Origin of the sequence: Citrobacter sp. B72 (assembly GCF_016894305.1) — a bacterium.
Classification (GTDB): domain Bacteria; phylum Pseudomonadota; class Gammaproteobacteria; order Enterobacterales; family Enterobacteriaceae; genus Citrobacter; species Citrobacter portucalensis.
Window position 1 is genome coordinate 1,121,964 of sequence record NZ_CP069801.1, and the last position, 25,288, is coordinate 1,147,251.

Annotated in this window: 26 protein-coding genes and 3 pseudogenes; 10 read left to right on the forward strand and 19 right to left on the reverse strand. The window is 58.7% G+C overall.

What is annotated here, in order from left to right; translation table 11 throughout:
* Positions 1-108 precede the first annotated feature (108 nt).
* The 7 genes and pseudogenes from proX to intI1 form a co-directional block, all read right to left on the reverse strand.
* Entirely contained in the window at positions 109-1,104 is a 996-nt protein-coding gene (proX, locus tag JQN59_RS05310; protein ID WP_048215698.1) for a glycine betaine/L-proline ABC transporter substrate-binding protein ProX, read from the reverse strand.
* A gap of 189 nt (positions 1,105-1,293) precedes the next feature.
* Positions 1,294-2,358: a glycine betaine/L-proline ABC transporter permease ProW gene (proW, locus tag JQN59_RS05315; RefSeq protein WP_149608357.1), complete on the reverse strand. Its 1,065-nt coding sequence runs from the start codon at positions 2,356-2,358 to the stop codon at positions 1,294-1,296.
* Complete coding sequence (gene proV, locus JQN59_RS05320) at positions 2,351-3,553, reverse strand: glycine betaine/L-proline ABC transporter ATP-binding protein ProV (protein ID WP_003825980.1); 1,203 nt, start codon at positions 3,551-3,553, stop codon at positions 2,351-2,353. Before proV ends, proW begins: the two co-directional genes overlap by 8 nt.
* 354 nt (positions 3,554-3,907) lie before the next feature.
* Positions 3,908-4,605, reverse strand: a protein-coding gene (locus JQN59_RS05325) for an IS1-like element IS1B family transposase (RefSeq protein ID WP_095033700.1) whose coding sequence is annotated in 2 segments (ribosomal slippage) — positions 3,908-4,356 and positions 4,356-4,605 — 699 coding nt in all. Because the reading frame shifts where the segments join, the coding sequence is not laid out codon by codon here.
* Between the two features lie 191 nt (positions 4,606-4,796).
* Positions 4,797-5,441: pseudogene (locus tag JQN59_RS05330) on the reverse strand (SulP family inorganic anion transporter); the annotation flags it as partial.
* Positions 5,442-5,517: 76 nt separating this feature from the next.
* Positions 5,518-5,868, reverse strand: a complete 351-nt coding sequence (locus JQN59_RS27220; protein WP_000454193.1) for a DUF3330 domain-containing protein — start codon at positions 5,866-5,868, stop codon at positions 5,518-5,520.
* Between the two features lie 202 nt (positions 5,869-6,070).
* Positions 6,071-7,084 carry a class 1 integron integrase IntI1 gene (gene intI1 / locus JQN59_RS05340; protein ID WP_000845048.1) on the reverse strand — a complete coding sequence of 338 codons (1,014 nt, stop codon included), beginning with the start codon at positions 7,082-7,084 and terminating at the stop codon, positions 6,071-6,073.
* A gap of 156 nt (positions 7,085-7,240) precedes the next feature.
* Here intI1 and dfrA1 point away from each other — a divergent pair, with 156 nt between their 5' ends.
* The 5 genes from dfrA1 to JQN59_RS05365 all read left to right on the forward strand — a co-directional run bounded on the left by dfrA1 (position 7,241) and on the right by JQN59_RS05365 (position 10,570).
* A complete protein-coding gene (gene dfrA1, locus JQN59_RS05345) occupies positions 7,241-7,714 on the forward strand; it encodes a trimethoprim-resistant dihydrofolate reductase DfrA1 (RefSeq protein WP_000777555.1) in 474 nt (157 codons plus the stop codon).
* Positions 7,715-7,806: 92 nt separating this feature from the next.
* The gene (aadA1, locus tag JQN59_RS05350; RefSeq protein ID WP_001206317.1) at positions 7,807-8,598 is read left to right on the forward strand and encodes an ANT(3'')-Ia family aminoglycoside nucleotidyltransferase AadA1; all 792 of its coding nucleotides are present in this window, start codon (positions 7,807-7,809) and stop codon (positions 8,596-8,598) included.
* Between the two features lie 163 nt (positions 8,599-8,761).
* Complete coding sequence (locus tag JQN59_RS05355) at positions 8,762-9,109, forward strand: quaternary ammonium compound efflux SMR transporter QacE delta 1 (RefSeq protein WP_000679427.1); 348 nt, start codon at positions 8,762-8,764, stop codon at positions 9,107-9,109.
* Positions 9,103-9,942, forward strand: a complete 840-nt coding sequence (gene sul1, locus JQN59_RS05360; RefSeq protein ID WP_000259031.1) for a sulfonamide-resistant dihydropteroate synthase Sul1 — start codon at positions 9,103-9,105, stop codon at positions 9,940-9,942. Before JQN59_RS05355 ends, sul1 begins: the two co-directional genes overlap by 7 nt.
* A gap of 127 nt (positions 9,943-10,069) precedes the next feature.
* Positions 10,070-10,570, forward strand: coding sequence for a GNAT family N-acetyltransferase (locus JQN59_RS05365; protein ID WP_000376623.1), 501 nt, complete (start codon positions 10,070-10,072; stop codon positions 10,568-10,570).
* Here the strand turns inward: JQN59_RS05365 and JQN59_RS05370 are convergent.
* From JQN59_RS05370 to JQN59_RS05410, 9 genes are all read right to left on the reverse strand, one after another.
* On the reverse strand, positions 10,553-11,128 hold the full coding sequence (locus tag JQN59_RS05370; protein WP_000344785.1) for a TniB family NTP-binding protein: 576 nt from the start codon (positions 11,126-11,128) through the stop codon (positions 10,553-10,555). The genes JQN59_RS05365 and JQN59_RS05370 overlap by 18 nt on opposite strands.
* A 2-nt stretch (positions 11,129-11,130) precedes the next feature.
* Positions 11,131-12,810, reverse strand: a complete 1,680-nt coding sequence (locus tag JQN59_RS05375; protein WP_000179844.1) for a Mu transposase C-terminal domain-containing protein — start codon at positions 12,808-12,810, stop codon at positions 11,131-11,133.
* Between the two features lie 74 nt (positions 12,811-12,884).
* Entirely contained in the window at positions 12,885-13,553 is a 669-nt protein-coding gene (locus tag JQN59_RS05380; RefSeq protein ID WP_001300294.1) for an EAL domain-containing protein, read from the reverse strand.
* Between the two features lie 35 nt (positions 13,554-13,588).
* Positions 13,589-13,825: a broad-spectrum mercury transporter MerE gene (gene merE, locus JQN59_RS05385; protein ID WP_000993386.1), complete on the reverse strand. Its 237-nt coding sequence runs from the start codon at positions 13,823-13,825 to the stop codon at positions 13,589-13,591.
* Positions 13,822-14,184 carry a mercury resistance co-regulator MerD gene (merD, locus tag JQN59_RS05390; protein ID WP_001277457.1) on the reverse strand — a complete coding sequence of 121 codons (363 nt, stop codon included), beginning with the start codon at positions 14,182-14,184 and terminating at the stop codon, positions 13,822-13,824. The genes merE and merD overlap by 4 nt, the downstream gene beginning before the upstream one ends.
* A 17-nt stretch (positions 14,185-14,201) precedes the next feature.
* Positions 14,202-15,896 carry a mercury(II) reductase gene (gene merA, locus JQN59_RS05395; protein ID WP_000105636.1) on the reverse strand — a complete coding sequence of 565 codons (1,695 nt, stop codon included), beginning with the start codon at positions 15,894-15,896 and terminating at the stop codon, positions 14,202-14,204.
* A 51-nt stretch (positions 15,897-15,947) separates the two neighbouring features.
* Positions 15,948-16,370, reverse strand: coding sequence for an organomercurial transporter MerC (gene merC, locus JQN59_RS05400; protein ID WP_001340589.1), 423 nt, complete (start codon positions 16,368-16,370; stop codon positions 15,948-15,950).
* A gap of 35 nt (positions 16,371-16,405) precedes the next feature.
* On the reverse strand, positions 16,406-16,681 hold the full coding sequence (merP, locus tag JQN59_RS05405; RefSeq protein ID WP_000732292.1) for a mercury resistance system periplasmic binding protein MerP: 276 nt from the start codon (positions 16,679-16,681) through the stop codon (positions 16,406-16,408).
* 13 nt (positions 16,682-16,694) lie between these two features.
* Positions 16,695-17,045: a mercuric transport protein MerT gene (locus tag JQN59_RS05410; protein WP_001294663.1), complete on the reverse strand. Its 351-nt coding sequence runs from the start codon at positions 17,043-17,045 to the stop codon at positions 16,695-16,697.
* 71 nt (positions 17,046-17,116) lie between these two features.
* On the opposite strand from JQN59_RS05410, the gene merR reads away from it, so the two are divergent.
* Entirely contained in the window at positions 17,117-17,551 is a 435-nt protein-coding gene (gene merR, locus JQN59_RS05415) for an Hg(II)-responsive transcriptional regulator (protein WP_000429836.1), read from the forward strand.
* 78 nt (positions 17,552-17,629) lie between these two features.
* Entirely contained in the window at positions 17,630-18,634 is a 1,005-nt protein-coding gene (locus JQN59_RS05420) for an IS110-like element IS5075 family transposase (RefSeq protein WP_000427619.1), read from the forward strand.
* 1,304 nt (positions 18,635-19,938) lie between these two features.
* On the opposite strand, the gene tetR(A) is transcribed toward JQN59_RS05420, so the two are convergent.
* The gene (gene tetR(A), locus JQN59_RS05430; RefSeq protein ID WP_000164043.1) at positions 19,939-20,589 is read right to left on the reverse strand and encodes a tetracycline resistance transcriptional repressor TetR(A); all 651 of its coding nucleotides are present in this window, start codon (positions 20,587-20,589) and stop codon (positions 19,939-19,941) included.
* A 105-nt stretch (positions 20,590-20,694) separates the two neighbouring features.
* On the opposite strand from tetR(A), the gene tet(A) reads away from it, so the two are divergent.
* Complete coding sequence (gene tet(A), locus JQN59_RS05435; RefSeq protein ID WP_000804064.1) at positions 20,695-21,894, forward strand: tetracycline efflux MFS transporter Tet(A); 1,200 nt, start codon at positions 20,695-20,697, stop codon at positions 21,892-21,894.
* Positions 21,895-21,925: 31 nt separating this feature from the next.
* On the opposite strand, the gene JQN59_RS05440 is transcribed toward tet(A), so the two are convergent.
* Both JQN59_RS05440 and JQN59_RS05445 read right to left on the reverse strand, forming a co-directional pair.
* Entirely contained in the window at positions 21,926-22,810 is an 885-nt protein-coding gene (locus JQN59_RS05440) for a DMT family transporter (RefSeq protein ID WP_000058717.1), read from the reverse strand.
* Between the two features lie 137 nt (positions 22,811-22,947).
* Positions 22,948-23,340: a cysteine hydrolase family protein gene (locus JQN59_RS05445; RefSeq protein WP_001351729.1), complete on the reverse strand. Its 393-nt coding sequence runs from the start codon at positions 23,338-23,340 to the stop codon at positions 22,948-22,950.
* Positions 23,341-23,343: 3 nt separating this feature from the next.
* Here JQN59_RS05445 and JQN59_RS05450 point away from each other — a divergent pair.
* Positions 23,344-25,095, forward strand: a pseudogene (locus JQN59_RS05450) (Tn3-like element TnAs1 family transposase); the annotation flags it as partial.
* 33 nt (positions 25,096-25,128) lie between these two features.
* Positions 25,129-25,260: pseudogene (locus JQN59_RS05455) on the forward strand (IS1 family transposase); the annotation flags it as partial.
* Positions 25,261-25,288 lie beyond the last annotated feature (28 nt).

Below are 25,288 nucleotides of genomic sequence, written 5' to 3' on the forward strand. Positions count from 1 at the left end.
TGCGATTGGGGGAGGGAGGATAGGCCGGATTAGGTGCATCGCGCTACCATCCGGCATTTATGCGGTTACTGGCCTGATGGCACTACACTCATCAGGCCTGTGAGTGGGTTATTTCTGCGCGGCCAGCGCTTCGTTCACCCAGCCGTCAAACTGCTGCTGGTGGGCTTTAATCCAGCCGTCAACGTGACCCTGTACGTCGGCTTCAGACGCTTTCCCGTCGTGCATCATTGCGTTCTGCGCGTTGATATCCGCCAGCGGCAGCTTCATGATGGCAAACAGTTTCGCCGCAGCCGGGTTTTTCTCCGCCCAGGCTTTATTGGCGACAATATGCATAGTGTTCACCGGGAAGCCGTAGTTGGCACCGTTTGGCAGTTTGGTATCAATATCTTTCTGCTCGCCTGGCAGGGAAGAGAACGGCACCTGCAGCCAGACCACATCTTTACCTGGTTTCATTACGTCGCTCACCCAGTACGGTGTCCAGGTGTAGTAAAGAATGGGTTTACCTTCTTTGAAGCGGGTAATGGTGTCGGCCATCATCGCCGCATAGTTACCGTGGCTGACCTCGACGGTTTTTTCCAGATCGAAAGCTTTGTTCTGGTGGTTGATTACTGCTTCACAGCCCCAGCCTGGTGAACAGCCCATCATATCGGCTTTTCCGTCACCGTTGGTGTCAAAGATTTTGGCGATCTTCGGATCTTTTAACTGGGCGATATTGGTGATTTTATACTGCTCAGCGGTTTTCTTGTCGATCAGATAACCCTGTGCGGCACCCGTAACGAATACCCCCTCGCGATAAAACTTTTTGTCTCCGCCCGCAGCGGCGTACATATCATCATGCAGCGGCTGCCAGTTCACGGCGGTAAAAGTTGCATCGCCAGAGGCAATGGAGGTATAGCCGACGTTGTAGTCAACTTCGCTGGTTTTGTTAACGGTGTAACCCAGTTTCTCCAGCGCACGGGCGACTAACTGCGTCTGGAAGGATTCTTCAGAGATAGTGCTCTGGATTGGCTGTACGGTGATGCCTTTGCCCGGCAGGTCGGCAGCGAAAGCGCTGGTGGAGACAAGGGTGGCAAACGCTGTGGCAATAATTACTTTCTGTCGCATCGTTGTTCCTTATTACACTTCATCCTTCAAGCTGCCTCTTTGTTGGCTGCACTCATGCACCCCAGTCACGTACTACTTGTACGCTCCTGGGGATACATTCGTTTGCCGCCGCGATGCAACTTGAATGATTTTGTGTAAGTTAATGAATTGTAGGCCCGGTAAGCACAGCGCCACCGGGCAACGGGTGAATTACTTCGTGAAAGGGCGAGTGAAAAGCCCAATGGGACCGGTGGTGTACCAGCGACGGTTGCCACGACTACGCGAGTCGCGACCGACGGCCTGCGTCAGGCGGTCGAGAATGATAGCGAGGATCACAATCCCAACCCCGCCGACGGTGGCAAGCCCCATATCCAGACGACCGATTCCGCGCAGAACCATCTGGCCCAGTCCGCCGACGGCAATCATCGATGCGATGACGACCATTGAGAGCGCCAGCATCAGCGTCTGGTTAACCCCAGCCATAATGGTGGGCATTGCCAGCGGGAGCTGCACTTTAAACAGCATCTGACGCGGGCTGGCGCCAAACGAGCGCGAGGCTTCAATCAGATCGGCTGGCACCTGGTTAATCCCCAGAATAGTCAGACGCACGATTGGCGGCAGGGCGAAGATAATCGTCACCACTACGCCCGGGACGTTACCAATACCGAACAGCATGACAATCGGCACCAGATAGACAAACGCGGGTGTGGTTTGCATGGCGTCCAGCAGCGGGCGAACAATTTTTGCTGCCCGTGGACTGCGCGCCAACCAGATCCCCATCGGCAGACCGATCACCACGCAGAACAGCAGCGCGGTCAACACCAGCGCCAGGGTTATCATGGCCTGCGACCACGCGCCGATGGCACCGATGGCAATTAAGGAAATCAGCGTAGCAACGCCCATCCCCACGCCGGAAATCTGCCAGGCAACCAGCGCGAACAGGATAATCGCTACCGGGGCTGGCATACCTAACAGCAGCTGTTGAAAGCCGTTGAGAATGTAATCCACCGGGACACGAATGCCCTGGAAGACCGGACGGAAATGGGTAACGACCCAGTCGATCCCCTCTGTGACCCAACTGTCCAGCGGGATCAGCGTTTTATGGAACGGATCCATAATATTGAAATGCTCTGGTGCCGGCGCGGGTGCGCTGGTCAGCCAGTCCGCGCCACCACCGTCAGTGGGTGCGCCTGATGGCGTACTCCAGGCATCAGCATTTTGTGCGGCACTGTCGGCCGCTGGTGTGGTGTCCCACGGATTAGTTTGATCAGCCATTGTTTACCCCCTCACGATCTAAAGCCTGTAACAGCATGCGTTTTGAAATGACGCCCACATACTGCTGTTCCTCATCTACAACCGGCACCGCGCACGGGGCCTGACCGACATGAGAAAGCAACTCGCTGAGAGGGGTTTGTGCATCTACGGCTAACGGCTCATCGATCAATGCCGCTTCAATACCTTGCGCCTGACTTAACGCTGTTTTTAATGAGTCGATAGAGACAACGCCAACGAATTTATTGCCGCGTTCGATCACGTAACCATATTCGCGATCTTTGTCCTGCAATAATTGCAGCGCAGAACGTGGACCCACCCCGGGGTTTTTACGAATCAAACCTTCGGGACTACGGCGTGAAATATCTTTCGCGCTAAAGACCTGGCTAATATCGACGCCACGGAAGAAGGTGCGTACATAATCATTGGCCGGATTATTCAGGATTTCATCTGGCGTGCCGACCTGGACCACTTCACCGTTTTGCATAATGGCAATTCTGTCGCCAATACGCATGGCTTCGTCGAGGTCATGCGATATAAAGACCACGGTGCGTTGATGCTTCGCCTGTAGTTTTACCAGTTCATCCTGCATCTCAGTACGAATTAATGGATCGAGGGCTGAGAAGGCCTCATCCATTAATAAGATGTCAGGGTTAATGGCTAATGCGCGGGCGAGGCCTACACGCTGGCGCATCCCCCCGGAAAGTTCATCCGGGTAGCCGTGAGCATAATTCTCCAGACCAACCTGACGCAGTGCATCTAACGCTTTTTCACGACGTTCATCCGCACCAACACCGGCTAATTCCATGCCGAATGCCGTATTGTCGAGAACCGTCATGTGCGGCATCAGGGCAAAGGACTGGAACACCATCGCAATCTTTTTTCTGCGCACCTCGCGAAGCTCAGCATCGGATATCCGGGCGATGTCTACGCCGTCAATCAATACCTGTCCGCGGGTGGGTTCAATCAGGCGATTGAGAAGGCGTACCATTGTGGATTTACCCGAACCGGATAATCCCATGATGACAAATATCTCGCCTTCTTCAATGGCCAGACTGGCGTTCTTAACGCCAAGCGATAGCCCCGTTTTATCCAGAATCTGCTCTTTTGAAAGTCCTTTTTCAATATATTTGAAGGCTCTCTGGGGATGCTCTCCAAATATCTTATAGAGATTTTTAACTTCTAATTTAATTGCCATGCAATAGAATGATTCCTGTTATTTGTTTATATCGATATATTACCTGATGGAAATAGTGACCTTTTTCTACCCTAACATACTGAGAATCTGAGACAACCCTGAATTTGGTTGTGGCATGAATATTGCCAAAGGCCAAGTGGCGGGACTTCCCGTGATATAAGGGCTGAGCGCGAATGTGAACGGGGTAATATTTTTTGTAAATGGCAATGAAAAATCGCCTGAATTGCTGGAATGCAGGCGAATAATGCGGCTGATATTGAGTGTAGATCACACAATTATATTTGCACGACAAAAGTGTGATCCTGTTAAAATATTTCCGCGAAAAATGTACGGTATTTCGGTAATGACTCCAACTTATTGATAGTGTTTTATGTTCAGATAATGCCCGATGACTTTGTCATGCAGCTCCACCGATTTTGAGAACGACAGCGACTTCCGTCCCAGCCGTGCCAGGTGCTGCCTCAGATTCAGGTTATGCCGCTCAATTCGCTGCGTATATCGCTTGCTGATTACGTGCAGCTTTCCCTTCAGGCGGGATTCATACAGCGGCCAGCCATCCGTCATCCATATCACCACGTCAAAGGGTGACAGCAGGCTCATAAGACGCCCCAGCGTCGCCATAGTGCGTTCACCGAATACGTGCGCAACAACCGTCTTCCGGAGCCTGTCATACGCGTAAAACAGCCAGCGCTGGCGCGATTTAGCCCCGACGTATCCCCACTGTTCGTCCATTTCCGCGCAGACGATGACGTCACTGCCCGGCTGTATGCGCGAGGTTACCGACTGCGGCCTGAGTTTTTTAAATGGCGGAAAATCGTGTTGAGGCCAACGCCCATAATGCGGGCGGTTGCCCGGCATCCAACGCCATTCATGGCCATATCAATGATTTTCTGGTGCGTACCGGGTTGAGAAGCGGTGTAAGTGAACTGCAGTTGCCATGTTTTACGGCAGTGAGAGCAGAGATAGCGCTGATGTCCGGCGGTGCTTTTGCCGTTACGCACCACCCCGTCAGTAGCTGAACAGGAGGGACAGCTGATAGAAACAGAAGCCACTGGAGCACCTCAAAAACACCATCATACACTAAATCAGTAAGTTGGCAGCATCACCTAGGATTACAGGGGCATTCAGTTGAAAGGCGGCCCAGCCACTGGCATCACATACAGCGGATGTCACATTTGAACCGTCAATACAAGCAATCACATTTGTCATCGTTTTATTCCTTTGTTGTTGTGTTGCTAATGGCTTAGTGACCAGACATCATTTTTTCAACTTCTTCTGGCTTATCGTGTACCCCAAATTTATCGACTATGGTGGCACTGGCTTCGTTAAGGCCAATCAACTCAACCTCAGTCCCCTCGCGGCGGAATTTAATCACTACCTTGTCGAGGGCCGATACCGCGGTAATATCCCAAAAATGTGCTTGAGATAAGTCGATAGTCACTTTATCAACCACTTCCCTAAAATCGAATGAATTACTGAACTTATCTGATGAAGCAAAAAAGACTTGTCCAATAACCTGATAATGGCGACCAGTGTCAGCAGCAGTCGTTGTACTCTTAACCACCATAAAACGTCCCACTTTATTAGCAAAAAATAGGGACGCGAGTAATACACCTACAAATACCCCAATTGCTAAGTTATGGGTAGCGACCACGACCACAACCGTCGCCACCATCACAAGGTTGGTTGACATAGGATGATGCTTAAGATTACGGATTGAATCCCAAGAGAATGTACCGATAGCCACCATGATCATCACGGCAACCAGTGCCGCCATAGGAATAAGCTTTAACCACTCTCCTAAAAACACCACCATCACAAGTAAAAAAACGCCTGCAGCGAAGGATGATAAACGTCCGCGACCACCCGATTTAACGTTGATGATCGAATGTCAATAAATTCAAAATTCAATCCTATCCTGACGCAATTTACACATGGCATCTGACATCAGGTTAGGGTATGCCTCAACCTGACGGCGGCGAATCACAAGCGTCCGGTTTGACGCTGGTTTCGGTCGCAGTGCTGGCCCGCGCCTGGAAGCGCTGATAGCACTCCAGCCCGCAGAAATGCTCCACGTACTCGGCCCCTTCCGGCGTGAAGGCGGCATCGAGCGGGATTTCCTTGCAGCACACGCAGCAACTGGTGCTCGGTTCATTGGCGTTCATGGTGGTGTTCCTCCATTGGTTGACGAAGCCGACGAAGGCCGCCGCCGGCATCGGCCTGGCGAACAGGAAACCCTGCACCGTGTCGCAACCCGCCTGCCGCAACCACGCAAGGCAGTCGGGTGTTTCCACACCCTCGGCTACCACCTCCATTGTCGTTTTCAGAAGACGGCTGCACTGAACGTCAGAAGCCGACTGCACTATAGCAGCGGAGGGGTTGGATCCATCAGGCAACGACGGGCTGCTGCCGGCCATCAGCGGACGCAGGGAGGACTTTCCGCAACCGGCCGTTCGATGCGGCACCGATGGCCTTCGCGCAGGGGTAGTGAATCCGCCAGGATTGACTTGCGCTGCCCTACCTCTCACTAGTGAGGGGCGGCAGCGCATCAAGCGGTGAGCGCACTCCGGCACCGCCAACTTTCAGCACATGCGTGTAAATCATCGTCGTAGAGACGTCGGAATGGCCGAGCAGATCCTGCACGGTTCGAATGTCGTAACCGCTGCGGAGCAAGGCCGTCGCGAACGAGTGGCGGAGGGTGTGCGGTGTGGCGGGCTTCGTGATGCCTGCTTGTTCTACGGCACGTTTGAAGGCGCGCTGAAAGGTCTGGTCATACATGTGATGGCGACGCACGACACCGCTCCGTGGATCGGTCGAATGCGTGTGCTGCGCAAAAACCCAGAACCACGGCCAGGAATGCCCGGCGCGCGGATACTTCCGCTCAAGGGCGTCGGGAAGCGCAACGCCGCTGCGGCCCTCGGCCTGGTCCTTCAGCCACCATGCCCGTGCACGCGACAGCTGCTCGCGCAGGCTGGGTGCCAAGCTCTCGGGTAACATCAAGGCCCGATCCTTGGAGCCCTTGCCCTCCCGCACGATGATCGTGCCGTGATCGAAATCCAGATCCTTGACCCGCAGTTGCAAACCCTCACTGATCCGCATGCCCGTTCCATACAGAAGCTGGGCGAACAAACGATGCTCGCCTTCCAGAAAACCGAGGATGCGAACCACTTCATCCGGGGTCAGCACCACCGGCAAGCGCCGCGACGGCCGAGGTCTTCCGATCTCCTGAAGCCAGGGCAGATCCGTGCACAGCACCTTGCCGTAGAAGAACAGCAAGGCCGCCAATGCCTGACGATGCGTGGAGACCGAAACCTTGCGCTCGTTCGCCAGCCAGGACAGAAATGCCTCGACTTCGCTGCTGCCCAAGGTTGCCGGGTGACGCACACCGTGGAAACGGATGAAGGCACGAACCCAGTGGACATAAGCCTGTTCGGTTCGTAAGCTGTAATGCAAGTAGCGTATGCGCTCACGCAACTGGTCCAGAACCTTGACCGAACGCAGCGGTGGTAACGGCGCAGTGGCGGTTTTCATGGCTTGTTATGACTGTTTTTTTGTACAGTCTATGCCTCGGGCATCCAAGCAGCAAGCGCGTTACGCCGTGGGTCGATGTTTGATGTTATGGAGCAGCAACGATGTTACGCAGCAGGGCAGTCGCCCTAAAACAAAGTTAACCTCTGAGGAAGAATTGTGAAACTATCACTAATGGTAGCTATATCGAAGAATGGAGTTATCGGGAATGGCCCTGATATTCCATGGAGTGCCAAAGGTGAACAGCTCCTGTTTAAAGCTATTACCTATAACCAATGGCTGTTGGTTGGACGCAAGACTTTTGAATCAATGGGAGCATTACCCAACCGAAAGTATGCGGTCGTAACACGTTCAAGTTTTACATCTGACAATGAGAACGTAGTGATCTTTCCATCAATTAAAGATGCTTTAACCAACCTAAAGAAAATAACGGATCATGTCATTGTTTCAGGTGGTGGGGAGATATACAAAAGCCTGATCGATCAAGTAGATACACTACATATATCTACAATAGACATCGAGCCGGAAGGTGATGTTTACTTTCCTGAAATCCCCAGCAATTTTAGGCCAGTTTTTACCCAAGACTTCGCCTCTAACATAAATTATAGTTACCAAATCTGGCAAAAGGGTTAACAAGTGGCAGCAACGGATTCGCAAACCTGTCACGCCTTTTGTACCAAAAGCCGCGCCAGGTTTGCGATCCGCTGTGCCAGGCGTTAAACATCATGAGGGAAGCGGTGATCGCCGAAGTATCGACTCAACTATCAGAGGTAGTTGGCGTCATCGAGCGCCATCTCGAACCGACGTTGCTGGCCGTACATTTGTACGGCTCCGCAGTGGATGGCGGCCTGAAGCCACACAGTGATATTGATTTGCTGGTTACGGTGACCGTAAGGCTTGATGAAACAACGCGGCGAGCTTTGATCAACGACCTTTTGGAAACTTCGGCTTCCCCTGGAGAGAGCGAGATTCTCCGCGCTGTAGAAGTCACCATTGTTGTGCACGACGACATCATTCCGTGGCGTTATCCAGCTAAGCGCGAACTGCAATTTGGAGAATGGCAGCGCAATGACATTCTTGCAGGTATCTTCGAGCCAGCCACGATCGACATTGATCTGGCTATCTTGCTGACAAAAGCAAGAGAACATAGCGTTGCCTTGGTAGGTCCAGCGGCGGAGGAACTCTTTGATCCGGTTCCTGAACAGGATCTATTTGAGGCGCTAAATGAAACCTTAACGCTATGGAACTCGCCGCCCGACTGGGCTGGCGATGAGCGAAATGTAGTGCTTACGTTGTCCCGCATTTGGTACAGCGCAGTAACCGGCAGAATCGCGCCGAAGGATGTCGCTGCCGACTGGGCAATGGAGCGCCTGCCGGCCCAGTATCAGCCCGTCATACTTGAAGCTAGACAGGCTTATCTTGGACAAGAAGAAGATCGCTTGGCCTCGCGCGCAGATCAGTTGGAAGAATTTGTTCACTACGTGAAAGGCGAGATCACCAAGGTAGTCGGCAAATAATGTCTAACAATTCGTTCAAGCCGACGCCGCTTCGCGGCGCGGCTTAACTCAAGCGTTAGATGCACTAAGCACATAATTGCTCACAGCCAAACTATCAGGTCAAGTCTGCTTTTATTATTTTTAAGCGTGCATAATAAGCCCTACACAAATTGGGAGATATATCATGAAAGGCTGGCTTTTTCTTGTTATCGCAATAGTTGGCGAAGTAATCGCAACATCCGCATTAAAATCTAGCGAGGGCTTTACTAAGCTTGCCCCTTCCGCCGTTGTCATAATCGGTTATGGCATCGCATTTTATTTTCTTTCTCTGGTTCTGAAATCCATCCCTGTCGGTGTTGCTTATGCAGTCTGGTCGGGACTCGGCGTCGTCATAATTACAGCCATTGCCTGGTTGCTTCATGGGCAAAAGCTTGATGCGTGGGGCTTTGTAGGTATGGGGCTCATAATTGCTGCCTTTTTGCTCGCCCGATCCCCATCGTGGAAGTCGCTGCGGAGGCCGACGCCATGGTGACGGTGTTCGGCATTCTGAATCTCACCGAGGACTCCTTCTTCGATGAGAGCCGGCGGCTAGACCCCGCCGGCGCTGTCACCGCGGCGATCGAAATGCTGCGAGTCGGATCAGACGTCGTGGATGTCGGACCGGCCGCCAGCCATCCGGACGCGAGGCCTGTATCGCCGGCCGATGAGATCAGACGTATTGCGCCGCTCTTAGACGCCCTGTCCGATCAGATGCACCGTGTTTCAATCGACAGCTTCCAACCGGAAACCCAGCGCTATGCGCTCAAGCGCGGCGTGGGCTACCTGAACGATATCCAAGGATTTCCTGACCCTGCGCTCTATCCCGATATTGCTGAGGCGGACTGCAGGCTGGTGGTTATGCACTCAGCGCAGCGGGATGGCATCGCCACCCGCACCGGTCACCTTCGACCCGAAGACGCGCTCGACGAGATTGTGCGGTTCTTCGAGGCGCGGGTTTCCGCCTTGCGACGGAGCGGGGTCGCTGCCGACCGGCTCATCCTCGATCCGGGGATGGGATTTTTCTTGAGCCCCGCACCGGAAACATCGCTGCACGTGCTGTCGAACCTTCAAAAGCTGAAGTCGGCGTTGGGGCTTCCGCTATTGGTCTCGGTGTCGCGGAAATCCTTCTTGGGCGCCACCGTTGGCCTTCCTGTAAAGGATCTGGGTCCAGCGAGCCTTGCGGCGGAACTTCACGCGATCGGCAATGGCGCTGACTACGTCCGCACCCACGCGCCTGGAGATCTGCGAAGCGCAATCACCTTCTCGGAAACCCTCGCGAAATTTCGCAGTCGCGACGCCAGAGACCGAGGGTTAGATCATGCCTAGCATTCACCTTCCGGCCGCCCGCTAGCGGACCCTGGTCAGGTTCCGCGAAGGTGGGCGCAGACATGCTGGGCTCGTCAGGATCAAACTGCACTATGAGGCGGCGGTTCATACCGCGCCAGGGGAGCGAATGGACAGCGAGGAGCCTCCGAACGTTCGGGTCGCCTGCTCGGGTGATATCGACGAGGTTGTGCGGCTGATGCACGACGCTGCGGCGTGGATGTCCGCCAAGGGAACGCCCGCCTGGGACGTCGCGCGGATCGACCGGACATTCGCGGAGACCTTCGTCCTGAGATCCGAGCTCCTAGTCGCGAGTTGCAGCGACGGCATCGTCGGCTGTTGCACCTTGTCGGCCGAGGATCCCGAGTTCTGGCCCGACGCCCTCAAGGGGGAGGCCGCATATCTGCACAAGCTCGCGGTGCGACGGACACATGCGGGCCGGGGTGTCAGCTCCGCGCTGATCGAGGCTTGCCGCCATGCCGCGCGAACGCAGGGGTGCGCCAAGCTGCGGCTCGACTGCCACCCGAACCTGCGTGGCCTATACGAGCGGCTCGGATTCACCCACGTCGACACTTTCAATCCCGGCTGGGATCCAACCTTCATCGCAGAACGCCTAGAACTCGAAATCTAACGTCCGTTCGGGCATCGAGGTCCATGTCGGGGTGGGACGGGCCCGTGGCTTCAAGATCACTTGCAGTCCGACCGCGATGTCTTGGTTGCGCGAGAGGTTGTCGACAATCACCAGCATGCGCACGCCGACCTTGCGCAGCAGTGCCAGAGCCAGTTGCTCCATTTCCGGCAACCGTGGGCGTGGGCGCAGCGGCGCGCCCATCGCGGCGAGCAGCGCGACGTAGAAGCGGATCACGGACGGCTCGGACGGCATCTGCACGACCAACACCGGGATGTGCTCCTGGTCGGCGTCGGAGCTGGCCGGGTGGGTGCGGCGGAACTTCTCGACGATCATCGACTTGCCATTGTTGGTCGGGCCAACCAGCAGCAGGTTGGGCATGCGTTGCTTGTTTGGCCACGCATAAAGGGCTTCCAGCCGGTTCAGCGCCTCGACTGCGCGCGGATAGCCGATCCAGCGGTCGGCGCGAAGGCGCTGGATGCGCTCGTCCGCCGGAAGACGGGCCAAGCCCTGGGCCGCCGGCAGCAGGTGGGACAGGTCGATGATGGGATATTCGTCCACGGCTACCACTCCTCAATCTGGTCGAACGGTTTGGCGGGTGGCAAGTTGTCTGCCTGCGGGTCGGCAATATCCGTATCCGGCGGAACGGGCTTGTCCGGCCGAGCTGATGTCTTGAGGTGCTGGCGGCGATCCGCGTCACGCCGCGCCTTGCGTGTGGCCTTCTGCGCGCTGGTCACAATCTCACGCATCTGGCCGATCATGCGGAACAGCGCCGACTCATCCACCTGTTCGCGCCCTTGCTGCCGCAGTTTCGCCAGCGCCTGCCGTTGTTCCCAGAGGGTGACAGCCGGATGCGACAAGGTACGGTAGGGAATTTCCAGGTAATGCTGTCCCTCCGGTTCCAGGACCCAGATACGGCTGATGTCGCGCGGATCGCGCCGGATCAGAAAGGACGGCCAGCGTTCACGCCGCGCAATCCACGGCTTGAGCGCATCGGCGTAGTAGTGGATGTGGTCGATGACAAAGCCGGTGCGGGTCAGCGTGCGCCGGAGGATCGGCAGAAAATCGACCAGGAACGAAGTAGCGCGTGTGACGACGGCCGGTACGCCGACACGCGCCACGGCCTCGGCCCAGCGCGCGGCCGGCGGTTGGAGCAGGCCGTTGTGCACCGAACCGTGGTAGGTGCCGACCGCCAATGTGAGCCAGCGCTCTAGCTCGCGCAGCGTCAGGGCGGCCTTGTTTTCGGAATCGTAGTCGCCGCGCTGGTCAGGGTTGGAGAAGGTCGTTCCCGGCAGTTCGTCGTGAATCATCTGCATCGCCGTGCCGATGATCCGTTCCACGATGCCGCCATAGTGCGGCTGTCCCAGCGGGCGATAGTCCAGCCGGATGCCATGCTGCTCGCAACCCCGGCGCAGGGCCTCGCTCTTGAACTCGGCCGCGTTGTCTAGGTAGAGCAGCAAGGGCTTGCCGCTCATCTGCCAATCCATTTCCACGTTCAGTCCTTCCAGCCAAGGGCGCTTGTCGCAGGCGACATGCACGAGGCACAGGCCAACCGAAACGGCAGACGGCGCTTCCAGCGTGACGACCATGCCGAGCACGCAGCGGGTGAACACGTCGATGGCGAGGGTCAGGTACGGGCGGCCAATAGGTTGCCGGTCGCGGTCATCGACCACGATCAGGTCGATGACCGTATGGTCTATCTGCACCTGCTCCAGCGGCGCGGTCACGGCAGGAGGCTCGCCGCCCACACCTTGTAGGTCACGAGCGGCATCCTGGCCTTCCCGCCGGCGGATGACCTTGCGCGGGTCAAGGCTAGCGATCCGTAAGGCCACGGTATTGCGCGCCGGCACTCGCAGTTTTTGAGCCTTGCACACCTGAGTGACTTCGCGGTGAAAGGCCGCTAGGCTGCGCTTCTGCTTGGTCAGGAACCGCTTTTGCAGTAGCTCGTGGATGACGCGCTCGACCGGTTCCGGCAAGCGCCCCTTACCTTTACCTCCACCGGACTGGCCGGGCACCAGATCCGTCACGAGGCCGCTGCCTTGCCGGGCACGCCGGATCAGAACGTATACCTGGCGCCGAGACAAGCCCAGCGCCTGAGCCGCCATATCGGCCGCTTCGTGCCCGACCGTCTCCGACTGCGCCAACGGACTGATGATCTCCGCACGACGGCGCGCACGCTCCCAAGCCTCATCAGGCAGAGTGGCCACGCCTTGTTCTGGAATCCGTGGGGTGTCCGTCGCCATGCTCACCTCGCTTTGGTGCACACGAGTATTGAGCATAGTCGAGATTGGTGCAGATCACTTCTGATATTGAACTGTCAGGAGCTGGCTGCACAACAGCCATTACGCCCAATCAACTGGTGCAGTCGTCTTCTGAAAATGACATCCATGCCCAGCCCGTGCGCGAGCTGGATCACCGCCCGCACGATAGTTTGGTCACGGGCATCATCCGGGAGCCTGGCGACAAAGGATTGGTCGATTTTCAATGTGGTGATGGGGCAGCATTTCAGATGTTGCAGGCAGGAATAGCCGGTGCCGAAGTCGTCGGCGGCGAAGCGCACGCCGATGGCGCGCAAGGCGTCGAAACTGGCGAACAGGGCTGGATTGCCGAATGCGACCGATTCGGTCAGTTCGATCTCCAGAAGCTCGGCGGGCAGGGCCATATCGGCCAGCACCCGCTTTACCTCGTCGTCGAACGTTGGCCCAACCTGGCTGGCGGACACATTGATGGCAAGACGGAACGGTTGCCATGCCGGTCCTTGCCACTTGTGCATCTGGCGACAGGCCTCGCCCAGCACCCACGCGCCTATTTCCGGCATCAGGCCGAACGACTCGGCCAGCGGCAGGAACTGGCCGGGCGGCAACAGGCCAAGCCTCGGATGCCGCCAGCGCATCAACGCTTCCGCGCCAGCGATCCGGTGATCGCGCAGATCGACCAGCGGCTGGTAATGCAGGTCAAGCTGTCCGCGCGCCGCCGCCTGCGCCAACTCGGCCGCCGTCCATCCGGCGGGCTGCGAACTCGTCATGATCCGCCCCGGAAGGCGCGCAGCAGCCGCGTTACGGCCAGAACGAACAAGCCGGTCAGCGCGAGCGCGGCAACACCCCAATGCTCGCCAAGGAAGGCACCGGCGGTCGTCCCGGCCAGCACGGCGGCGAGAATCGGCAGATGGCAGGGGCAGGTCAACACGGCCAGCGCACCCCACAGGTAGCCGGAAACGGGTTGGCGCGTCTCGGGCGGCAGTTTGTCAGGGGCGTTCACGGCAATGCCTCCTCGTGCGCCCGCTCGGCTGGCATGGAGGCCAGTTGCGCGTCCAGATGGGCCAACGCCGCGCGCCGCCGCTCGACCAACTGGCGCAGCACGGCAAGCTGCGCTGCGGCTTGTGCGCCGTCCGCTGCGTCGAGCGCACGGCACAGCCGCGCCAGGGCATCCAGGCCGATACCCGCCTCGAAGGCCGCGCGCACGAAGCACAGCCGTTGCAAGGCCGCATCGTCGAACACGCCGTAGCCGCCCGTGGTGCAGGCCACCGGCCGTAACAAGCCGCGCACCAGGTAGTCGCGCACGATATGTACGCTCACCCCAACGTTATGGGCCAGTTGCGATACCGTGTAGGCGCTCATCGCACACCTCCTTGTCCTCACCCGGCGCAGCAGGAAAGCTGCTTCACATCCTTGTTGAAGGTCTGCGCCGCGAGCTTCAACCCTTCGACCATCGTCAGGTAGGGGAACAACTGGTCGGCCAGTTCCTGCACCGTCATCCGGTTGCGAATCGCCAGTGCGGCCGTCTGGATCAGTTCGCCCGCTTCCGGGGCCACTGCCTGCACGCCGATCAGTCGTCCGCTGCCTTCTTCAACCACCAGTTTGATGAAGCCGCGCGTGTCGAAGTTGGCGAGCGCGCGCGGCACGTTGTCCAGCGTTAGCGTGCGACTATCAGTTTTGATGCCGTCATGGTGCGCTTCCGCCTCGCTGTAGCCTACGGTCGCCACTTGCGGGTCGGTGAACACCACGGCCGGCATCGCGGTCAGGTTCAGGGCCGCGTCACCGCCGGTCATGTTGATCGCGGCGCGAGTGCCGGCCGCTGCCGCCACATAGACGAACTGCGGCTGGTCGGTGCAGTCGCCTGCGGCGTAGATGTGTTCCACGCTTGTACGCATGCCGGGGTCGATGACGATAGCGCCTTGCGGGGTGAGCGTGACGCCCGTCGCATCCAGTGCCAGCTTGCGTGTGTTGGGCGCGCGGCCGGTGGCGACCAGCAGCTTGTCGGCGCGCAGTTCGCCGTGCGCCGTGGTGAGCACGAATTCGCCGTCCCCTTCACCATTGATATACGCGACCTGGCTGGCCTGGGTGTGTTCCCTCACCTCGATGCCCTCCATGCGGAATGCGGCCGTGACGGCTTCGCCTATAGCTGGGTCTTCGCGGAAGAACAGCGTGCTGCGAGCCAGGATCGTCACCTTCGCTCCGAGTCGGGCGAACGCCTGCGCCAGCTCCAGCGCCACCACTGATGAGCCAATCACGGCCAGGCGCTTAGGAATCGTCTCGCTGACCAGCGCTTCAGTGGAAGTCCAGTACGGAGTGTCTTTCAGGCCGGGAATCGGCGGCACGGCCGGGCTCGCGCCGGTGGCGATCAGGCAGCGGTCGAATGCCACCACGCGCTCGCCGCCGTCGTTGAGTTGCACGATCAGGTTGCGATTGTCCTTAAAGCGGGCGGAGCCGTGCAGCACAGTGATCGCCGGATTGCCCTCCAAGATGCCTTCGTACTTGGCGTGGCGCAGTTCATCGACGCGGGCCTGCTGCTGGGCCAGCAGCGCCGTGCGCTGGATGGTCGGCGTGGTAGCGGCGATGCCGCCATCGAACGGGCTTTCCCGGCGCAGATGGGCGATATGGGCGGCGCGGATCATGATCTTGGACGGCACACAACCGACATTGACGCAGGTGCCGCCGATGGTGCCGCGCTCGATCAGCGTGACACGTGCGCCTTGCTCGACGGCCTTCAGCGCCGCTGCCATCGCGGCCCCGCCGCTGCCGATGACGGCGATATGCAATGCGCCGCTGCTACCCGTCTTGTCGTTTCTGCCCAGCAGATCGCGCATCTTGTCGAGCAATCCGCCCGGCGTCGAAACTGAGGGGGCATCGGCCAGCGTGGCCCGATAACCGAGTCCAGCTACAGCGGCCGTCAGCGCGTCGGGTGACGTGCCGACCTCAATGGCGAGCTTGGCGCTGCCCTTGGCGTAGGAGACATCCGCTGATTGCACGCCGGGCACTTTCTCCAGGGCGTCCTTGACATGCACTGCGCACGAGTCGCAAGTCATGCCGGTGATTTTGAGAGTGCTCATACCATCGTTCCTTATTCGTGTGGGCCGCCGTGTCGCACGGTCAGCCGTCTTTCACAAGCGCTTGGCGGGGAGTTCGCAGCCGTCCGGTCCGCAACGGCGATGCGCCGGCGACACGAAGTCCCAGATCGACACCCCAATCATCAAGGCCAGGCCGACGTACATCAGGTTCGCCGTCCACCAGTTGCCGAGCAGCCAGACCGTGGCCGCAAACACGATGGCCGGGCCGATCATGCCGAGCAGACTGCGCAGCCATTGCCGATGACTGAACCAACCCAGCGCGTTCGCCAGGAAGGCCAGCGCGGCAAACAGCGGCAGCAGGCGGCTGATGAACAGTCCCTCGTACTGGCTCAAGAAGCCCAGCCCGATGGCCGCGCCGAAGCTGGCGAGGGCTGGAAAGCAGGCGGCGCAGCCCATCGCGGAAACGACGCTGCCGAGCGCGCCGGTTTTATCGGCAATGCGTGTCATCAGTCCCATGAAGCGGCTCTCGCTGTTGTCGTTGGCTTGCTGGCTCACTGCTTGACGCTGGACGGATAGCCGGCGTCTGCGGTGGCCTTGGTCAGCTTCTGTACGCTGGCCTTGGTGTCGTCAAAAGTGACGACGGCCTCGCGCTTCTCGAAGCCCACATCGACCTTGCTCACGCCTTCGACCTTGGAGAGCGCTTTCTTGACTGTGATCGGGCAGGCGGCGCAAGTCATGCCGGGAACCGCTAGCGTGACGGTCTGGGTAGCGGCCCACACCGGGGCAACAGCGGCGGCGAGGGCAAGGGAGGCAAACAGTTTCTTCATGATGAACTCCTGGTTAATAGAAAAATGGAACGACATAGGGAAATCCAAGCGCGACCAGGACCAGCACGGCCACGATCCAGAAAATCAGCTTGTAGGTGGCGCGCACCTGCGGAATCGCGCAGACCTCACCTGGCTTGCATGCCTGCACGGGCCGGTAAATCCGCTTCCAGGCGAAGAACAGCGCCACTAGCGCCGCGCCGATGAACAACGGTCGATAGGGTTCCAGCACCGTCAGGTTGCCGATCCAAGCACCGGAGAAGCCCAGGGCGACCAGTACTAGCGGCCCCAGGCAGCAGGTCGATGCAAGAATGGCGGCCAGCCCGCCGGCGAAGAGCGCACCGCGCCCGTTTTGTGGTTCAGACATACGTTGGCCCTTTTGAATTTGGATTGGATAGCGTAACCTTACTTCCGTACTCATGTACGGAGTCAAGCGATATGGAAAATAATTTGGAAAACCTGACCATTGGCGTTTTTGCCAAGGCGGCCGGGGTCAACGTGGAGACAATCCGCTTCTATCAGCGCAAGGGCCTGTTGCGGGAACCGGACAAGCCTTACGGCAGCATCCGCCGCTATGGGGAGGCGGACGTGGTTCGGGTGAAATTCGTGAAATCGGCACAGCGGCTGGGGTTCAGTCTGGACGAGATTGCCGAGCTGTTGCGGCTCGACGATGGCACCCACTGCGAGGAGGCCAGCAGCCTGGCCGAACACAAGCTCAAGGACGTGCGCGAGAAGATGGCCGACTTGGCGCGCATGGAAACCGTGCTGTCTGAACTCGTGTGCGCCTGCCATGCACGAAAGGGGAATGTTTCCTGCCCGTTGATCGCGTCACTACAGGGCGAAGCAGGCCTGGCAAGGTCAGCTATGCCTTAGCGTGCTTTATTTAATGAGATGGTCACTCCCTCCTTCCCAGTACTATGCTGAGGACAGGCTTTCATTCGGAGAACCATCATGGAAAACATTGCGCTTATTGGTATCGATCTGGGTAAGAACTCTTTCCATATTCATTGTCAGGATCATCGTGGGAAGGCCGTTTACCGTAAAAAATTCACCCGACCAAAGCTAATCGAATTTCTGGCGACATGCCCGGCAACAACCATCGCGATGGAAGCCTGTGGCGGTTCTCACTTTATGGCACGCAAGCTGGAAGAGTTAGGGCATTTTCCAAAGCTGATATCACCGCAATTTGTCCGCCCATTCGTTAAAAGCAACAAAAATGACTTCGTTGATGCTGAAGCTATCTGTGAAGCAGCATCACGTCCATCTATGCGTTTCGTGCAGCCCAGAACCGAATCTCAGCAGGCAATGCGAGCTCTGCATCGTGTCCGTGAATCCCTGGTTCAGGATAAGGTGAAAACAACTAATCAGATGCATGCTTTTCTGCTGGAATTTGGTATCAGCGTTCCGCGAGGTGCTGCCGTTATTAGTCGACTGAGTACCCTTCTTGAGGACAGTAGTTTGCCTCTTTATCTCAGCCAGTTACTGCTGAAATTACAACAGCATTATCACTATCTTGTTGAGCAGATTAAAGATCTGGAATCTCAGTTGAAACGAAAGTTGGACGAAGATGAGGTTGGACAGCGCTTGCTGAGTATTCCCTGCGTTGGAACGCTGACTGCCAGTACTATTTCAACTGAGATTGGCGACGGGAAGCAGTACGCCAGCAGCCGTGACTTTGCGGCGGCAACAGGGCTGGTACCCCGACAGTACAGCACGGGAGGTCGGACGACATTGTTAGGGATTAGCAAGCGGGGCAACAAAAAGATCCGAACTTTGTTGGTTCAGTGTGCCAGGGTATTCATACAAAAACTGGAACACCAGTCTGGCAAGTTGGCCGACTGGGTCAGGGAGTTGTTGTGTCGGAAAAGCAACTTTGTCGTCACCTGTGCTCTGGCAAACAAGCTGGCCAGAATAGCCTGGGCACTGACGGCGCGACAGCAAACTTACGAAGCATAAAGGCAGAAATACACCAGTTTAAACAATCATTCATCTGGTTTTGCGAATACTGATATTGATGATACTAACGGCCCACCGGCCTGTTGAGGAACCTGTAAAACGGAAAGGCTCATTGAAGCCGTATATTTTCTGGAGGTTCATCAGGCGCGGAACTCATCGAGGCGCGGGAATAAAATCCCATTCAGACGCCGGATAGATTCAAGCAAGCCAACTTGTCGTCAAAATCGGTGTTGCAAAAACGGGAGTGACCATAGATTCCGTTTTCTGAGGTGCCCCCTAATTGAGCATTTCCAGGCGCTTGCGCCTGGTCAACGAAAGAGTCAGCGCCGTAGGCGCTGCCATTTTTGGGGTGAGGCCGTTCGCGGCCGAGGGGCGCAGCCCCTGGGGGGATGGGAGGCCCGCGTTAGCGGGCCGGGAGGGTTCGAGAAGGGGGGGCACCCCCCTTCGGCGTGCGCGGTCACGCGCACAGGGCGCAGCCCTGGTTAAAAACAAGGTTTATAAATATTGGTTTAAAAGCAGGTTAAAAGACAGGTTAGCGGTGGCCGAAAAACGGGCGGAAACCCTTGCAAATGCTGGATTTTCTGCCTGTGGACAGCCCCTCAAATGTCAATAGGTGCGCCCCTCATCTGTCAGCACTCTGCCCCTCAAGTGTCAAGGATCGCGCCCCTCATCTGTCAGTGAGGGCCAAGTTTTCCGCGAGGTATCCACAACGCCGGCGGCCGCGGTGTCTCGCACACGGCTTCGACGGCGTTTCTGGCGCGTTTGCAGGGCCATAGACGGCCGCCAGCCCAGCGGCGAGGGCAACCAGCCCGGTGAGCGTCGGAAAGGCGCTGGAAGCCCCGTAGCGACGCGGAGAGGGGCGAGACAAGCCAAGGGCGCAGGCTCGATGCGCAGCACGACATAGCCGGTTCTCGCAAGGACGAGAATTTCCCTGCGGTGCCCCTCAAGTGTCAATGAAAGTTTCCAACGCGAGCCATTCGCGAGAGCCTTGAGTCCACGCTAGATCTATCTCATCTGCGCAAGGCAGAACGTGAAGACGGCCGCCCTGGACCTCGCCCGCGAGCGCCAGGCGCACGAGGCCGGCGCGCGGACCCGCGCCACGGCCCACGAGCGGACGCCGCAGCAGGAGCGCCAGAAGGCCGCCAGAGAGGCCGAGCGCGGCCGTGAGGCTTGGACGCTAGGGCAGGGCATGAAAAAGCCCGTAGCGGGCTGCTACGGGCGTCTGACGCGGTGGAAAGGGGGAGGGGATGTTGTCTACATGGCTCTGCTGTAGTGAGTGGGTTGCGCTCCGGCAGCGGTCCTGATCAATCGTCACCCTTTCTCGGTCCTTCAACGTTCCTGACAACGAGCCTCCTTTTCGCCAATCCATCGACAATCACCGCGAGTCCCTGCTCGAACGCTGCGTCCGGACCGGCTTCGTCGAAGGCGTCTATCGCGGCCCGCAACAGCGGCGAGAGCGGAGCCTGTTCAACGGTGCCGCCGCGCTCGCCGGCATCGCTGTCGCCGGCCTGCTCCTCAAGCACGGCCCCAACAGTGAAGTAGCTGATTGTCATCAGCGCATTGACGGCGTCCCCGGCCGAAAAACCCGCCTCGCAGAGGAAGCGAAGCTGCGCGTCGGCCGTTTCCATCTGCGGTGCGCCCGGTCGCGTGCCGGCATGGATGCGCGCGCCATCGCGGTAGGCGAGCAGCGCCTGCCTGAAGCTGCGGGCATTCCCGATCAGAAATGAGCGCCAGTCGTCGTCGGCTCTCGGCACCGAATGCGTATGATTCTCCGCCAGCATGGCTTCGGCCAGTGCGTCGAGCAGCGCCCGCTTGTTCCTGAAGTGCCAGTAAAGCGCCGGCTGCTGAACCCCCAACCGTTCCGCCAGTTTGCGTGTCGTCAGACCGTCTACGCCGACCTCGTTCAACAGGTCCAGGGCGGCACGGATCACTGTATTCGGCTGCAACTTTGTCATGCTTGACACTTTATCACTGATAAACATAATATGTCCACCAACTTATCAGTGATAAAGAATCCGCGCGTTCAATCGGACCAGCGGAGGCTGGTCCGGAGGCCAGACGTGAAACCCAACAGACCCCTGATCGTAATTCTGAGCACTGTCGCGCTCGACGCTGTCGGCATCGGCCTGATTATGCCGGTGCTGCCGGGCCTCCTGCGCGATCTGGTTCACTCGAACGACGTCACCGCCCACTATGGCATTCTGCTGGCGCTGTATGCGTTGATGCAATTTGCCTGCGCACCTGTGCTGGGCGCGCTGTCGGATCGTTTCGGGCGGCGGCCGGTCTTGCTCGTCTCGCTGGCCGGCGCTGCTGTCGACTACGCCATCATGGCGACGGCGCCTTTCCTTTGGGTTCTCTATATCGGGCGGATCGTGGCCGGCATCACCGGGGCGACTGGGGCGGTAGCCGGCGCTTATATTGCCGATATCACTGATGGCGATGAGCGCGCGCGGCACTTCGGCTTCATGAGCGCCTGTTTCGGGTTCGGGATGGTCGCGGGACCTGTGCTCGGTGGGCTGATGGGCGGTTTCTCCCCCCACGCTCCGTTCTTCGCCGCGGCAGCCTTGAACGGCCTCAATTTCCTGACGGGCTGTTTCCTTTTGCCGGAGTCGCACAAAGGCGAACGCCGGCCGTTACGCCGGGAGGCTCTCAACCCGCTCGCTTCGTTCCGGTGGGCCCGGGGCATGACCGTCGTCGCCGCCCTGATGGCGGTCTTCTTCATCATGCAACTTGTCGGACAGGTGCCGGCCGCGCTTTGGGTCATTTTCGGCGAGGATCGCTTTCACTGGGACGCGACCACGATCGGCATTTCGCTTGCCGCATTTGGCATTCTGCATTCACTCGCCCAGGCAATGATCACCGGCCCTGTAGCCGCCCGGCTCGGCGAAAGGCGGGCACTCATGCTCGGAATGATTGCCGACGGCACAGGCTACATCCTGCTTGCCTTCGCGACACGGGGATGGATGGCGTTCCCGATCATGGTCCTGCTTGCTTCGGGTGGCATCGGAATGCCGGCGCTGCAAGCAATGTTGTCCAGGCAGGTGGATGAGGAACGTCAGGGGCAGCTGCAAGGCTCACTGGCGGCGCTCACCAGCCTGACCTCGATCGTCGGACCCCTCCTCTTCACGGCGATCTATGCGGCTTCTATAACAACGTGGAACGGGTGGGCATGGATTGCAGGCGCTGCCCTCTACTTGCTCTGCCTGCCGGCGCTGCGTCGCGGGCTTTGGAGCGGCGCAGGGCAACGAGCCGATCGCTGATCGTGGAAACGATAGGCCTATGCCATGCGGGTCAAGGCGACTTCCGGCAAGCTATACGCGCCCTAGGAGTGCGGTTGGAACGTTGGCCCAGCCAGATACTCCCGATCACGAGCAGGACGCCGATGATTTGAAGCGCACTCAGCGTCTGATCCAAGAACAACCATCCTAGCAACACGGCGGTCCCCGGGCTGAGAAAGCCCAGTAAGGAAACAACTGTAGGTTCGAGTCGCGAGATCCCCCGGAACCAAAGGAAGTAGGTTAAACCCGCTCCGATCAGGCCGAGCCACGCCAGGCCGAGAACATTGGTTCCTGTAGGCATCGGGATTGGCGGATCAAACACTAAAGCTACTGGAACGAGCAGAAGTCCTCCGGCCGCCAGTTGCCAGGCGGTAAAGGTGAGCAGAGGCACGGGAGGTTGCCACTTGCGGGTCAGCACGGTTCCGAACGCCATGGAAACCGCCCCCGCCAGGCCCGCTGCGACGCCGACAGGATCTAGCGCTGCGTTTGGTGTCAACACCAACAGCGCCACGCCCGCAGTTCCGCAAATAGCCCCCAGGACCGCCATCAATCGTATCGGGCTACCTAGCAGAGCGGCAGAGATGAACACGACCATCAGCGGCTGCACAGCGCCTACCGTCGCCGCGACCCCGCCCGGCAGGCGGTAGACCGAAATAAACAACAAGCTCCAGAATAGCGAAATATTAAGTGCGCCGAGGATGAAGATGCGCATCCACCAGATTCCCGTTGGAATCTGTCGGACGATCATCACGAGCAATAAACCCGCCGGCAACGCCCGCAGCATCGCGACCGTCATCGGTGAGAAGTTCGGCAGGTATTGGGTGGTGACAATGTAGGTGCTGCCCCAAATGGCAGGTGCTATCGCTGTGAACAATAAATCGGGCGTGCGTAATGACATGCGATTACAAGACCTCCGCTACGGCGATGGGTTTTTGAGAGTTGCAGGCGCCGCGATGACCGCACCCTGACTTGGACTGGCCCTGCCTCGCACCAATCCACCTGCGGCTATGGCCGCGATCATGCGAGGCCCGAAAATTACACGACCTGTACACGTCCGCCGAACCCGGAACGCAACAGAGCTTCGTGGGCATCCCGATCCGGGTCGTAGCAGCAGTCCTGGACCAAACGCACGTCGTAGTCCGCATCACTAGCCCAGGCGACGCTTGAAAGAACAACGCCGGTGGTGCTTATCCCGGCCATGACAAGCGTGCTTACGCCGCGCGTCCGAAGGTCGGCGTCGAGCGCCGTGCCATAAAAGACGCTGGCTCGCGGACATGCATAGAAAAGGTCGCCCCGTTCGATCGCAAGCCCTTCGACGGGCAGACCGGTGCGAAATCGTCCGCTCGGGAGATACGGTGAGATTTGGCGATTCGTCGCCGGCGGCGCATGTTCATACTCTTCGCCGAGCGAAAAGTTGGGGAACAGCACGGGCCGGCCGCGCAAGGCGTGCTGGCAGCCGTGCAGACCCTGCGTGAGATGAACGCCGACAACCTGCGCAAGGTGCCGGCCGATGCACCCACGGCCTTCATCAAGCCGCGCTGGAAGCCGCTGGTGATCACCCCGGAAGGCCTCGACCGGAAATTCTACGAAATCTGCGCCCTGTCCGAGCTGAAGAACGCCCTGCGCTCCGGCGACATCTGGGTCAAGGGCTCGCGGCAGTTCCGCGACTTCGACGACTACCTGCTGCCGGCCGAGAAGTTCGCCGCACTCAAGCGCGAGCAGGCCCTGCCCCTGGCGATCAACCCGAACAGCGACCAGTACCTGGAAGAGCGTTTGCAGCTGCTGGACGAGCAGTTGGCCACCGTCACCCGCCTGGCCAAGGACAACGAGCTGCCCGATGCCATCCTCACCGAGTCAGGGCTGAAAATCACCCCGCTGGATGCGGCGGTGCCGGATCGGGCGCAGGCGCTGATCGACCAAACCAGCCAGTTACTGCCGCGCATCAAGATCACCGAACTGCTGATGGACGTGGACGACTGGACGGGCTTCAGCCGCCACTTCACCCACTTGAAGGACGGGGCCGAGGCCAAAGACAGGACGTTGCTGCTGTCCGCAATCCTCGGTGATGCGATCAACCTCGGGCTGACCAAGATGGCCGAGTCGAGCCCCGGCCTGACCTACGCCAAGCTGTCCTGGCTGCAAGCCTGGCACATCCGCGACGAAACCTATTCGGCGGCCTTGGCCGAGCTGGTCAACCACCAGTATCGCCACGCCTTTGCCGCCCACTGGGGCGACGGCACGACCTCATCCTCCGATGGCCAGCGCTTCCGCGCGGGTGGCCGGGGCGAGAGCACCGGGCACGTCAACCCGAAGTACGGTAGCGAGCCGGGACGGCTGTTCTATACCCATATCTCCGACCAGTACGCGCCGTTCAGCACCCGCGTGGTGAATGTCGGCGTCCGCGATTCCACCTATGTGCTCGACGGCCTGCTGTACCACGAGTCCGACCTGCGGATCGAGGAGCACTACACCGACACGGCCGGCTTCACCGATCACGTCTTTGCCCTGATGCACCTGCTAGGCTTCCGCTTCGCGCCGCGCATCCGCGACCTCGGCGAAACCAAGCTGTACGTGCCGCAGGGCGTGCAAGCCTACCCGACGTTGCGCCCGCTGATCGGCGGCACCCTGAACATCAAGCACGTGCGTGCCCACTGGGACGACATCCTGCGCCTGGCCAGCTCGATCAAGCAGGGCACCGTCACCGCCTCGCTGATGCTGCGCAAGCTCGGCAGCTACCCGCGCCAGAACGGACTGGCCGTGGCCCTGCGCGAGCTGGGCCGGATCGAGCGCACGCTGTTCATCCTGGACTGGCTGCAAAGTGTTGAACTGCGCCGCCGCGTGCATGCCGGCCTGAACAAAGGTGAGGCGCGCAACTCGCTGGCCAGGGCGGTGTTCTTCAACCGCCTTGGGGAAATCAGGGATCGGAGCTTCGAGCAGCAGCGCTACCGGGCCAGCGGCCTCAACCTGGTGACGGCGGCTATCGTGCTGTGGAACACGGTGTACCTGGAACGCGCCACCCAGGGGTTGGTCGAGGCCGGCAAGCCGGTGGACGGCGAGCTGCTGCAATTCCTGTCGCCGCTGGGCTGGGAGCACATCAACCTAACCGGCGATTACGTCTGGCGGCAGAGCCGCAGACTGGAAGACGGGAAGTTTCGGCCCTTACGGATGCCCGGAAAACCTTAGCGTACGATTTTTTCCGAATTCTGCGGGCTCCCCATTGAGCGACATAACCTGAATCTGAGACAACATCTGGCAAGGCTGGGACGGAAGTCACTGTCGTTCTCAAAATCGGTGGAGTTGCATGACAAGGTCATCGGGCATTATTTGAACATAAAACACTATCAGTAAGTTGGAGTCATTACCCGGTATTTCCCGT